General features: G+C 71.0%; 12 protein-coding genes. 3 read left to right on the forward strand and 9 right to left on the reverse strand.

Features of this window, described 5'->3' with window-relative positions:
* The first annotated feature begins 54 nt into the window (after positions 1-54).
* A complete protein-coding gene (locus tag DWB77_RS17870) occupies positions 55-462 on the forward strand; it encodes a hypothetical protein (RefSeq protein WP_053728175.1) in 408 nt (135 codons plus the stop codon).
* A gap of 33 nt (positions 463-495) precedes the next feature.
* On the forward strand, positions 496-1227 hold the full coding sequence (locus DWB77_RS17875) for a nucleotidyltransferase family protein (protein WP_120722208.1): 732 nt from the start codon (positions 496-498) through the stop codon (positions 1225-1227).
* A 404-nt stretch (positions 1228-1631) separates the two neighbouring features.
* Here DWB77_RS17875 and DWB77_RS17880 read toward each other — a convergent pair whose 3' ends face one another.
* The 7 genes from DWB77_RS17880 to DWB77_RS17910 all read right to left on the reverse strand — a co-directional run bounded on the left by DWB77_RS17880 (position 1632) and on the right by DWB77_RS17910 (position 8279).
* Positions 1632-3116, reverse strand: coding sequence for a DoxX family protein (locus DWB77_RS17880; RefSeq protein ID WP_120722209.1), 1485 nt, complete (start codon positions 3114-3116; stop codon positions 1632-1634).
* Positions 3117-3191: 75 nt separating this feature from the next.
* On the reverse strand, positions 3192-4148 hold the full coding sequence (gene rlmB, locus DWB77_RS17885) for a 23S rRNA (guanosine(2251)-2'-O)-methyltransferase RlmB (RefSeq protein WP_120722210.1): 957 nt from the start codon (positions 4146-4148) through the stop codon (positions 3192-3194).
* 107 nt (positions 4149-4255) lie between these two features.
* On the reverse strand, positions 4256-5656 hold the full coding sequence (gene cysS, locus DWB77_RS17890; protein WP_120727925.1) for a cysteine--tRNA ligase: 1401 nt from the start codon (positions 5654-5656) through the stop codon (positions 4256-4258).
* Positions 5657-5736: 80 nt separating this feature from the next.
* On the reverse strand, positions 5737-6141 hold the full coding sequence (locus tag DWB77_RS17895; protein WP_120722211.1) for a PPOX class F420-dependent oxidoreductase: 405 nt from the start codon (positions 6139-6141) through the stop codon (positions 5737-5739).
* 64 nt (positions 6142-6205) lie between these two features.
* Positions 6206-6697 (reverse strand): 2-C-methyl-D-erythritol 2,4-cyclodiphosphate synthase, encoded by a 492-nt coding sequence (gene ispF / locus DWB77_RS17900; protein WP_120727927.1) that lies wholly within the window; start codon positions 6695-6697, stop codon positions 6206-6208.
* A 73-nt stretch (positions 6698-6770) separates the two neighbouring features.
* Entirely contained in the window at positions 6771-7532 is a 762-nt protein-coding gene (gene ispD / locus DWB77_RS17905) for a 2-C-methyl-D-erythritol 4-phosphate cytidylyltransferase (protein WP_120722212.1), read from the reverse strand.
* Between the two features lie 264 nt (positions 7533-7796).
* Complete coding sequence (locus tag DWB77_RS17910; RefSeq protein WP_120722213.1) at positions 7797-8279, reverse strand: CarD family transcriptional regulator; 483 nt, start codon at positions 8277-8279, stop codon at positions 7797-7799.
* Positions 8280-8893: 614 nt separating this feature from the next.
* Here DWB77_RS17910 and DWB77_RS17920 point away from each other — a divergent pair.
* Positions 8894-9562: a DUF461 domain-containing protein gene (locus DWB77_RS17920; protein ID WP_120722215.1), complete on the forward strand. Its 669-nt coding sequence runs from the start codon at positions 8894-8896 to the stop codon at positions 9560-9562.
* A 165-nt stretch (positions 9563-9727) separates the two neighbouring features.
* Here DWB77_RS17920 and DWB77_RS17925 read toward each other — a convergent pair whose 3' ends face one another.
* Together DWB77_RS17925 and DWB77_RS17930 are read right to left on the reverse strand one after the other, a co-directional pair.
* On the reverse strand, positions 9728-10408 hold the full coding sequence (locus DWB77_RS17925) for a response regulator transcription factor (protein ID WP_073720438.1): 681 nt from the start codon (positions 10406-10408) through the stop codon (positions 9728-9730).
* Positions 10405-11715 carry a sensor histidine kinase gene (locus DWB77_RS17930; protein ID WP_120722216.1) on the reverse strand — a complete coding sequence of 437 codons (1311 nt, stop codon included), beginning with the start codon at positions 11713-11715 and terminating at the stop codon, positions 10405-10407. The genes DWB77_RS17925 and DWB77_RS17930 overlap by 4 nt, the downstream gene beginning before the upstream one ends.
* Positions 11716-11873 lie beyond the last annotated feature (158 nt).

The following is an 11873-nucleotide window of genomic DNA, read 5'->3' on the forward strand; positions in this document are numbered from 1 at the left end:
CCGGGAGGGTGACGAAATGTCGCCAAATCATCACTCCCCGCTACGCTCGCCTCCGTGACGCACACAGCCCGCCGAATCGGCCGAACCCTCGCCCTCGTCCTGCCCGTCGTCCTCGTCCTCTCCGGGACACTCGCGGTCACCCGGGTCAACTGGGCCGGGAACGAATCGCAGATCCTGACCGCCTCCTCGGAGAACGTCTCCGTACGCGCCAAGTCCCGCGCCCCGCAGGACGTTCTGCGCGACGCGCTGCTGACCGAGCTCCAGGAGAAGGACCCCGGCACCGCGCTGACCCATCTCCAGCGCGAGGTCGAGCACCGCCCCTCGCTCGCCCAACACTGCATGTCCATCGCCCGTGCGCTCGGCAGGGCCGCCGTGGAGCACTACGGCCCCGTCAAGGCGCAGTCGTACTCCCGCCCCGTCTGTGACACCTCCTTCGCCTCCGGCGTGGCCCAGGAGCGGTGACGCCCCGCTGCGGGGACGCCTATCGTTCACCGCATGACTGCGAGCACGACTGCGACATTCCCGACCCAGGCCGTGGTCCTGGCGGGCGGCCAGGGCTCACGACTCCGCCCGTACACCGACGACCGCCCCAAGCCGATGGTCGAGATCCCGGGCACCGGGGTCCCGATCATCGGCCATCAGCTCTCCTGGCTGGCCGCCGAGGGCGTCACTGACGCCGTGGTCTCCTGCGGCCACCTCGCCGACGTCCTGAAGGACTGGCTGGCGACGGCCGACCTTCCGCTGCGCGTCACCACGGTCGTCGAGGACGAACCGCTGGGCCGGGGCGGCGGCCTCAAGTACGCGGCGGCCTCGCTGCCCCACCCCGACCGGCCCTGGTACGCCACCAACGGCGACATCTGGACGCGCTTCTCGCTCCGCGAGATGGCCTCCTTCCACGGCGAGCGCGACGCGACCGCCACCCTCGCCCTGGCCCGCCCCCGCATCCCGTGGGGCGCCGTCGAGACCGACGCCTTCGGCCACATCACCGACTTCATCGAGTCGCCGCCCTCGCCGTACCTCATCAACGCGGGCGTGTACGTCTTCTCCGCGGCCTTCACCGCGATGCTGCCGGACGTCGGCGACCACGAACGCACCACCTTCCCCCGCCTCGCCCGCGAGCGCCGGCTGGCCGGGTTTCCGCTGCCGCACGGCGCGTACTGGCGGGCCATCGACACGGCGAAGGACCTCACGGAGGCGGCCAAGGAGCTTGCGCAGCACGGGGGTTGAGGCTCACCCGGCATGCCCGGGGCTCCGCCCCGGACCCCGTATCGCGCCTGAAGGGCGCTCGTCCTCAATCGCCGGACAGGCTGTAGGTGCCCCCGCACCGAGCAGTTAAGGGGCGCGAGGACCTGCGCGACCAGCCACGCACGACCCGCAGACGAAAGCGGGTTTTCAGGGGCGCGGGGAACTGCGCGAGAAGCCACCCGCGGCCCGCAGCCGAAAACGGGTTTTAGGGGCGCGAGGAACTGCGCGAGAAGCGGGCACGGTCCGCAGGTTCGAGAGGGGTTAGGGGCGCGGGGAACTGCGCGAGAAGCGGGCACGGTCCGCGGGCGACAGCGGGGCCGCGCCATGGCGAAGGGGGCCGGAATGTTCCGGCCCCCTTCATCCGCTGCGCCGCGCAAGCGGTCGCGCTACCCCAGCAGCCCTCCGATGGGGTTGCGGTTGCCGCCGCCGCCCCCGCCGGAGCCCCCGCTGGAGCCCGTGCCGCCCGAGGACGTCGGTCCCGCGCTGGTGGACGGGGGCGCCTGCGGGGCCGTGTGGTGGCGGGAGGGGGGCTGGCCACCGGTGCCGGCCGAGTGGCTCGGGCGGCCGGTGGTGCCCGCCGTGGCACTCTGGTGCGCCTTCGGCTTCTTGGACGCCTTCGCGGACGGGCTCACCGAACTCTTCGGCTTGGCCGACGGCTTGACGGCCGTGGGGGTGGTGCGCGGCGCGAGCGCCGGACCGGTCTCGCTCGGCAGCGGGGTGCCGGGCAGGTAGTTGGTCGGGTCGTCGTCGGGCCCCGGCACGGTCACCACCGTGGTGGAGCGCACCGCGCCGCCCAGCAGCGCGCCGGTCGTCAGGGTGAGGCCGACGACGACGGTCGTCATGACCAGACCGCGCCGCAGCACCCGCCGCCGCAGCTCCCACAGTTCGGAGCGCGGGCCGAGCTTGCGCCAGGCCTCGCCCGCGAGCCGGGCGTCGAGCGAGTACACCGGGGCGCCCGCGATGATCAGCGGGGACCAGGCGGCGAGGTAGATGATGTCGGGCGCGTCATAGGCGCGTACGGTCTGCCAGCTCACGGTCACCAGCAGCGCCCCGGAGAGCAGCGCCCCGAACACGGCCGCCACCCGCTGCCACAGGCCGAGCATCGTCAGGACGCCGACGACGACCTGGAGGAAGGCGACGGTGAGGCCGGCCCCCACGGGGTGCTGGAGGGCGAAGTCGCGCAGGGGCTCGGCGAGCGCCCAAGGGTGCAGCGAGTTCAGCCACTTGACCATCGAGCCGCGTTCGCCGCCGTCGAAGTAGACGGGGTCGCAGAGCTTGCCGAGCCCCGCGTAGACCGAGATGAAGCCGAGGAAGACGCGCAGCGGGAGCAGCACGACGCCGAGGTTCATCCGGCGGCCGGGGTAGTAGGCGTGCCGGACCGGGTCGGCCCCGCGCCGCTTGGCGGGCGAGCCGTCGTCCACGTCGTCGCCGTCGAGGTCGTCGAACTCCTCGAACTCGTCCTGGGCGTACGGCTGTTCACCGTACGGCGTGCGCATCTGCGGGAGCAGCGCGGTCTCCGGACCCGATCCGGATCCGGGGATCAGCGGCGTCGGCCTCGTGTCGTCGACGGCGACGCGCGGGATGGTCTGCGTCGCACCGGTGTCGTAGCCGGCGCCGACGGCCGAGGTGGCGCGGACGGCCTGCAAGAGGCCGCTCGCCCCCGGCGCCGACTTCCCGCTCCACACCACGGGCGCCCTGCGGCGCACCGAGGTGCCCGAAATGACGGGCTTCGGCAGCGGCTTGGGTGCAAGCTGCACCCGGAAACTCGCGTGGTTGACGATGACCTGCGCGGGGTCGCAGTCCACCTTGGCCATGCTCAAGGCAGGCTGGTCGTCGAACCCGGGCCGGGGCGTTCTGGTGTCCACACTCATCTAACCGAGTGATGGGTGCTTAGGACACTGCTTGACGGGTCCGAATCTGTCCGAGACCCGTCAAGATCACCCAGCTCAGGCGCGTCGGCGGGCCGCCTCGTAGAGCACGATGCCCGCCGCCACACCGGCGTTGAGGGACTCGGCGCCGCCCGGCATCGAGATCCGCACCCGGTAGTCGCAGGTCTCGCCGACGAGTCGGCCAAGTCCCTTGCCCTCGCTGCCGATCACGATGACGACGGGGCCGCCGATCTGCTCCAGCTCCTCGACCGTGTGCTCGCCATCGGCGGCGAGACCCACGATCGTGAGGCCTTCCTTCTTGTAGGCCTCCAGAGCGCGCGTCAGGTTGGTGACGCGGGAGACCGGCGTACGGGCCGCGGTGCCCGCCGACGACTTCCAGGCGCCCGCCGTCATGCCGGCCGCGCGCCGCTCGGGCACGACCACGCCGTGGCCGCCGAAGGCGGACGTGGAGCGGACGATCGCGCCGAGGTTGCGCGGGTCGGTCACACCGTCGAGCGCGACGATCAGCGGGTCCTCGCCGTTGTCGTACGCGAACGTGGTGAGGTCCTGCGGCTCCGCGTACTCGTACGGCGGGACCTGAAGGACCAGACCCTGGTGGTTGAGGCCGTTGGTCATCCGGTCGAGCTCGGCGCGCGGGGCCTCCATCAGGTTGATGTTGCCGCGCTCGCCGGCGAGCTGGAGGGCCTCGCGGACCCGCTCGTCGTTGTCGATGTACTGCTGGACGTAGAGCGTGGTCGCCGGGACGCCGTCGCGCAGCGCCTCGAAGACGGGGTTGCGGCCCACGACCATCTCGGACGCGCCCTTCGCGCCACCGCGCCGGGGCGCGGGGCGACGGGTCGCGGCCTGCTTGGCCTTGGCGGTCGCGATGCGGTTCTTCTTGTGCTTCTTGCGGGCCTCGGCGGGCGGCGTGGGGCCCCTGCCTTCCAGACCCCGGCGCCGCTGGCCACCGCTGCCGACCGTCGCGCCCTTCTTGTTGGACGTGCGGCGGTTCCTGCGCTGGCTGTTCCCGGCCATGACCTACCTATTTCCTCAGTGAATCCGCGATCCACTTACGGATGCAGATCGTGTACGTACGTATATGAAGTGTGCCGCCCGATCGCCCGGGCGGCACATCAGGCCGCTCAGCGCGGGCCGAGGGTCCAGCGGGGGCCGCTGGGGCTGTCCTCGACGACCAGGCCGGACTGGGTCAGCTGGTCGCGGATCGCGTCCGCGGTCGCCCAGTCCTTGCGGGCCCTGGCGGCCTCGCGCTGCTCCAGGACCAACCGTACGAGGGTGTCGACGGCGCCGTGGAGGTCCTCGCCCCGTTCGCCCTCCTGGGCCCATTGCGGGTCCAGCGGGTCCAGGCCCAGCACGCCCAGCATGGCGCGCACCTCGGCCAGGCGCCCGATGGCGGCTTCCTTGTCGTCGGCCGCGAGGGCGCTGTTGCCCTGGCGGACCGTGGTGTGGACGATCGCGAGGGCCCCCGGCACGCCCAGGTCGTCGTCCATGGCCTCGGCGAACGCGGGCGGCACCTCGGCGGCGGGCTCGACGACGCCCCCCGCCTTCTCCACCACGCGCTGGATGAAGCCCTCGATGCGCGCGAACGCCGACTCGGCCTCGCGCAGGGCGTCCTCGCTGTACTCGATCATGGAGCGGTAGTGCGGGGTGCCCAGGTAGTAGCGCAGCACGATCGGGCGCCACTGCTTGACCATCTCGGAGACCAGCACGCTGTTGCCGAGCGACTTCGACATCTTCTCGCCGGACATCGTCACCCAGGCGTTGTGCACCCAGTACGAGGCGAAGTCGTCGCCGAAGGCCTTGGCCTGGGCGATCTCGTTCTCGTGGTGGGGGAAGATCAGGTCGAGGCCGCCGCCGTGGATGTCGAAGGCGCTGCCCAGGTACTTGTGGGCCATCGCCGAGCACTCCAGGTGCCAGCCGGGACGGCCGCGCCCCCACGGCGTCTCCCAGTCGGGCTCGCCCGGCTTGGATGCCTTCCACATCGCGAAGTCACGCGGGTCGCGCTTGCCGGTGATGCCCTCCTCGGCGGGCTGGCGCAGATCGTCGATGTCCTGGTTGGAGAGCGCCAGGTACTCGGGGAAGGACCGCACGTCGAAGTAGACGCTGCCGTCCGCCTCGTAGGCGTGGCCGCGCTCGATCAGGCCGCGCATCATCTCGACCATCTCGGTGATGTGGCCGGTCGCCCGCGGCTCGTAGGTGGGCGGCAGGCAGCCGAGCGCGGTGTAGCCGTCGTTGAAGGCCCGCTCGTTGGCGTACCCGATCGACCACCAGGGGCGGCCCTGCTCGGCCGACTTCTTGATGATCTTGTCGTCGATGTCGGTGACGTTGCGGATGAACGTGACGTCGTAGCCGCGGTACTCGAACCAGCGGCGCATGATGTCGAAGTTGAGCCCCGACCGGATGTGCCCGATGTGCGGGGCCGCCTGGACGGTGGCGCCACACAGGTAGATCGAGACACAACCCCGCGTGAGCGGGACGAAGTCGCGAATCTGCCGGGCGCTGGTGTCGTACAGGCGAATGGTCACCACACCAGGGTAGTGGCCCAATACCAGTGCCCCGCGACCCTTCCGGGCCTCGGGGCACACAATTTGGCGACTGTTGGGTGTCAGAGCATTCCGACGATCTTGCGCGGCGTGATCCGGACCACCACTCGGGGGGCGTCGTCGACCGAGGCCGGGTTGAACTCCCGGTACGTCTTGCCGGAGTACTTCATCGACAGCTCGTCGATCAGTTCCTGGCCACCCTCCGTGGTGAGCTCGGCGGTGCCCCTGATCTCGGCGTACTCATAAGGCGAGTCGAAGCGCTGGAGGAGCACGCTGACCCGCGGGTCGCGGCGCAGGTTCTTCTCCTTGCGCCGGTCCACGGTCGTCGAGATCAGTACGTCGTTGCCGTCCCGCTTCACCCAGACCGGGGAGACCTGGGGGCTTCCGTCGGGCTGGATGGTGGCGATGTTGACGAAGACGGGGCTGTCGAGCAGTTCCTTGAGCTTGTCGCTGAGCTCAGCAGACACGGGGCGGTCCTTCCGGAGGAGAGGAGAACGGGTGCCTCCTCTACTACCCCAATCCGGACCTTTTTCATGGCATCCGGTACACCATCGCCGTGGCGATCGCCGCGAGTCCCTCCGCCCGGCCGGTCAGACCGAGCCCGTCCGTGGTGGTGCCGGACACGGCGACGGGCGCCCCGGCCGCGGCCGACAGCGCCTTCTGTGCCGCCTCGCGCCGCTTGCCGATCTTCGGCCGTACGCCGATGACCTGCACCGCGACGTTGCCGATCTCGAAGCCCTCGGCACGCACGATCCTGGCGGCCTCGGCGAGCAGGGTCACGCCCGAGGCGCCGGACCACTCGGGGCGGTCGGTGCCGAAGTGGGCGCCGAGGTCTCCGACGCCGGCCGCGGAGAACAGCGCGTCGCAGGCGGCGTGGGCGGCGACATCGCCGTCGGAGTGACCGGCGAGCCCGTACTCCTCGCCCTCCCACAGGAGCCCGGCGCACCACAGCTCGCGCCCGCGCTCGAAGGCGTGCACATCGGTGCCGATCCCCACCTGCGGGATCACCGGGCGAGGCGCCACCGACCGGGTGTCCAAGGCGTCTCCGGTGTCCAAGACGTCTCCGCTGTCCAAGGCGTCTCCGGTGTCCAAGGCCTCAGAAGCCATCGTTGGCCCTCCGTCGTGCGAGTACGGCCTCGGCGAGGACGAGGTCGAGGGGGCGGGTCACCTTGAACGCCTCTTCGTGCCCGGGCACCACCACGACGGGCAGGCCGAGCCGCTCGATCATGCCGGCGTCGTCCGTGACGCTTCCGGTGACCGTCGCGTGGGCGCGTACGAGCGTGTCGTGATCGAAGCCCTGCGGGGTCTGCACCGCGCGCAGCGTGGCCCGGTCCGGGGTGGCGAGGACGGGCTCGGGCGAGCCGTCGGCGCGCGGCTCGACCTGCTTCACGGTGTCGGCGAGCGGCAGCGCGGGCACCACGGCGGGAGCGCCGTCGCGGACCGCCTCGATGACCGCGTCGACCGTGTCGACGGGGACCAGCGGGCGGGCCGCGTCATGGACCAGTACGGCGTCGAAGCCGGGCGGCAGCGCGTCCAGGCCGAGCCGCACCGACTCCTGGCGGCTCTCCCCGCCGGGCACGACCAGGTACTCGGTCCTGCCCCAGCTGCTCCCGGGCGGGCCGCCGGGCAGCGCGTGCTCGGCGAGGAGGTTCTTCACCTCGGCCTCCCCGTCCGGCGGGGCCACCACGACGACCAGCGACACGGCGCGGGAGGCGGCCATCGCCCGGACGGCGTGGATCAGCATGGGGGTGCCGTTCAGGGCGCGGAGCGCCTTGGGGGCACCCGGGCCGAGACGCACACCGCGTCCGGCCGCAGGAATCACCGCGGCGGTGCGGAAAGTGCGCGATTCGTCAGACAAGGTTTGTGTCCTCAAACGACATGGGTATGGCCTGGGGGTACCCCTGGCTCCTGGAGCCGGGGAGTGCCGGGCGCTCCGCCCTGACCGGCCCTTCCGTGACGACCGGTCAGGCAGCCGCCCGGGCCCGGCACGCATACGGTGCGGGTGTTGGGGCAGGGGATACGAACATGCCGCAGCGCCCGGCGACACAGCAATTTTCACTGCTGGTCAGCGGGCACCGCGGCAATGCCGAATGTTCCGGGGCGGGCCCCGGAACCAGCGGCGTCAGGACGCGAGAACCTCGTCGAGGAGGGCCTCGGCCTTGTCTTCGTTGGTGTTCTCCGCGAGGGCCAGCTCGCTCACCAGGATCTGGCGCGCCTTGGCGAGCATGCGCTTCTCACCTGCGGACAGTCCGCGCTCGCGCTCACGACGCCACAGGTCACGCACGACTTCCGCGACCTTGATGACATCGCCGGAGGCGAGCTTCTCGAGATTTGCCTTGTAGCGACGGGACCAGTTCGTGGGCTCCTCCGCGAACGGCGCGCGCAGCACCTCGAAGACCCGGTCCAGCCCATCCTGCCCAACTACATCGCGAACGCCGACGAACTCCGCGTTGTCCGCGGGCACGCGCACAGTCAAGTCGCCCTGGGCGACCTTGAGCACCAAGTAGGTCTTGTCCACGCCTTTGATCTGGCGAGTTTCGATAGCCTCGATCAGCGCGGCCCCGTGATGGGGATAGACCACGGTGTCGCCAACCTTGAACGTCATGTGACAGGTACCCCTTCCGTGGCTATCCAGGGTAACACGGATACGGCTTCTTCTGAATGGCGTTTTCGCAGGTCAGGGCATATCTCGGGGCTTGACAACAGCGCCAGGAACGTGCTGCGGAGGGCTTGTGGAAGGCGGTATTCGCAGGTCGGAGCAGCTGCGAAGGGGCTGCAAAACCACTACGTTACGCCCCCTCGATCGGGGCCCCGGACGGCCGAACGTCCCGGTTTGTCGCCTTCCGGACGGTGAACTTCATCTACTCCGTTCGGCGCCCGTTCACCCGTTCGGACCCGCGGGATTCTTTCCGGAATTGATCAACGATCGACCCGGTCGGACCAGTCCGGAGGATTTTCCGTAAGGAATGTGTGGCGGCCCCGGGAATTGATCATCCGCCGATATGGGAACGACACGCGAAAGACCAAGATCGGCGGGTGATCCACCCGAGTGGGCCGGGCCCGTCGTCCGTAGGGGCGGGTCGGGTGCGGGGGGCGAGGGGCGGCTCGGTAATCTAGGCCCGCTGACACACCCTTAGCCGGCCCTCAGGCATGCGGCCGGCCGACTCGTAGACCGTCCGAAGCCAGTCCGTCCCGTACGTCCAAGGAGTTGCCGCCGCCGTGAGCCGCAGCCTTCGACGCGGCGCCCTCGCCGCTTCTGCCATCGCGTTCTCGCTCGCCTCCCTCTCCGCCTGCGCGGCGGGCAACGGAGCCCAGACGCTCGAGGTCAAGGCGGACAACGCCTACGTCACCGTGGGCGACATCAAGGTCCAGAACGCGACGGTCGTCACCCAGCCGAAGGCCGACGCCGAAGGCCCGGCCGTCGTCGCGGCGACCCTGTTCAACAACGGCGGGGACCCGCAGACCCTGGACGCCGTCCAGGTCGGCAGCGCCACCGTCAAGCTCTCCCCCGCCAAGGGCGCCGGCGCGATCACCGTCCCGGCCCACGGCTCGGTGGTGCTCGGCGGCAAGGACAACGCCTCCGCGGTCGTCGACAACGGCCGTGAGGCCGCCAAGAACGGCGACGCGCAGAAGGTCACCTTCCAGTTCAGCAAGGCCGGCGCCGTGAGCCTCCAGGCCTTCGTCGTCCCGGCCACCAGCTACTTCGAGGGCGTCGGCCCCAGCAAGCTGCCGAAGCCGAAGGAGAGCCCCGAGGCCGGCCCCACCGGCAAGGCGAGCGGCTCCCCCTCGGGCGGCGCCTCCACCTCCGCCACCCCGAACACGGGCACCGTCAGCGGCAAGCCCGCCGGCTCCGGCTCGCCCTCGCACACCGCGACGACGGGCCACTGACCCGGCGCGAGCGAGCGGCGGACAGACAGACAGACAGACGAAGGAGGGCGGGCCCGGATCCGGGCCCGCCCTCCTTTCATGTCTCCATCCGGCGGGTCACGTCATGGCACGGCATGGCATGTCTCCATCCGGCGGGTCACGCCGTTGACCCCCGGCCGGGCCGGCCTACGGCTCGAACTTGTAGCCCAGGCCCCGGACCGTCACCAGATAGCGCGGCGCGCCCGGGTCCGGCTCGATCTTGGCGCGCAGCCGCTTGACGTGGACGTCGAGGGTCTTGGTGTCGCCGACGTAGTCCGCGCCCCACACCCGGTCGATGAGCTGCATACGGGTCAGGACGCGGCCCGCGTTGCGCAGCAGCATCTCCAGGAGGTCGAACTCCTTGAGCGGAAGGTCCACCTTGCCGCCCGAGACGGTGACCACGTGCCGGTCGACGTCCATGCGGACCGGGCCCGCCTCCAGGGCGGCCGGGGCGACCTCCTCCGGCTCGCCGCGGCGGCGCAGCACCGCGCGGATGCGGGCCACCAGCTCGCGGGAGGAGAAGGGCTTGGTGACGTAGTCGTCGGCCCCTATCTCCAGGCCCACGACCTTGTCGATCTCGCTGTCCTTGGCGGTCACCATGATGACCGGCACATTGGAACGGCCGCGCAGCTGACGGCAGACCTCGGTGCCCGGCAGGCCGGGCAGCATCAGGTCGAGCAGCACCAGGTCGGCGCCGTTGCGCTCGAACTCGTCCAGGCCGTCGGGCCCGGTGGCCGCCACCGCGACCTCGAAGCCTTCCTTGCGGAGCATGTAGGACAGGGCGTCGCTGAAGGATTCCTCATCCTCGACGACGAGCACTCGGGTCACGGAAGGACCTCCGGGGCAGGAACTATGGCTGGTGAGTGAGGCACAGCGGAACTGAAGGTCTCGTACGGGACGTCGTCGTCCTCGTCGACGGGGGCGGGCCCCCGCCGGGCCGAGGCGCGGTCGCGGACGGCGCCGGCTTCCGGCAGCCGCAGGGTGAAGGTGGAGCCCTGTCCCTCGGAGCTCCACACCGTGACCTCCCCGCCGTGCGAGGCGGCCACGTGCTTGACGATGGCGAGGCCGAGGCCCGTGCCGCCGGTGGCACGGGAGCGGGCGGGGTCCACCCGGTAGAAGCGCTCGAAGACGCGCTCGCGGTCCTTCTCGGAGATGCCGATGCCCTGGTCGGTCACCGCGATCTCGATGAGTCCCCCAGTGCCGAAAGCCTGGGAGGTGCCCCCACCGCCGGGCGCCGCGATGCGCCGCCCGGCGATGCCGACCCGGGTCCTGGCCGGCGAGTAGTTGACCGCGTTCTCGACCAGGTTGCCGAGGGCGGCGGCGAGCTGGCCGCGGTTGCCCCAGACGTACAGGTCCGCGGTGCCGCCCGCGGCCATGGTGATCTGCTTGGTCGAGGCGGGGTGGCGGGAGCGGTCCATGGCCTCGGCGACGAGTTCGTCGACGCGGACCGGCTCGGCGTCCTCCAGCGGGTCGTCGTTCTGGACGCGCGAGAGGTCGATGAGCTCCTGGACCAGATTGGTGAGCCGGGTGGCCTCGATCTGCATCCGGCCCGCGAAGCGGGTGACCGCCTCCGGGTCGTCCGAGGCGTCCATGACGGCCTCGGAGAGCAGGGAGAGCGCCCCGGTCGGGGTCTTGAGCTCATGGCTGACGTTGGCCACGAAGTCGCGCCGCACCGCTTCGATGCGGCGGGCCTCGGTGAGGTCCTCCACCAGGAGCAGCACCAGCCGGGAGCCGAGCGGGGCCACCCGGGCCGAGACCGCGAGGGCCTCGCCCCGGCCGGTGCCGCGCCGGGGCAGGTCGAGCTCGACCTGGCGTATCTCGCCGTCGCGCCGGGTGTCGCGGGCCATGTGCAGCATGGGCTCGACGGCCAGCTTGCCGCCCCTGACCAGGCCGAGTGCGTACGCCGCCGAGCTGGCCTTGACCACCGAGTCGCTCTCGTCGAGCACGACCGCGGAGGAGCGCAGTACGGACAGGACCGTGTCCACGCCCGGGGGCAGGACCGCGTCGGTGTGCAGGGACGACCGGGTGGGCCGCGCCTGGTCGCGCTCGCTCCAGCGGAACGCCAGCATGGCGATGACGCCGGTGCACACCCCGGCGATCGCTGCCAATGCGGCGACCGCCGCGTTCACGTCCATGCACCCAGGTTATGCGGGGTGGCCGACACTCTCCCAGCCAAATGGGTGGCAGCTCGAACGTTCGTCGCTCAGAGTTCACCGAGGTGATAGGGACGGTTCACTTCCTATGGCCGAACCGGACGCGTAACGGACGGAACGTGGCAGCGTGGGGGCCGCAG

Origin of the sequence: Streptomyces hundungensis (assembly GCF_003627815.1) — a bacterium.
Taxonomy (GTDB): Bacteria; Actinomycetota; Actinomycetes; order Streptomycetales; family Streptomycetaceae; genus Streptomyces; species Streptomyces hundungensis_A.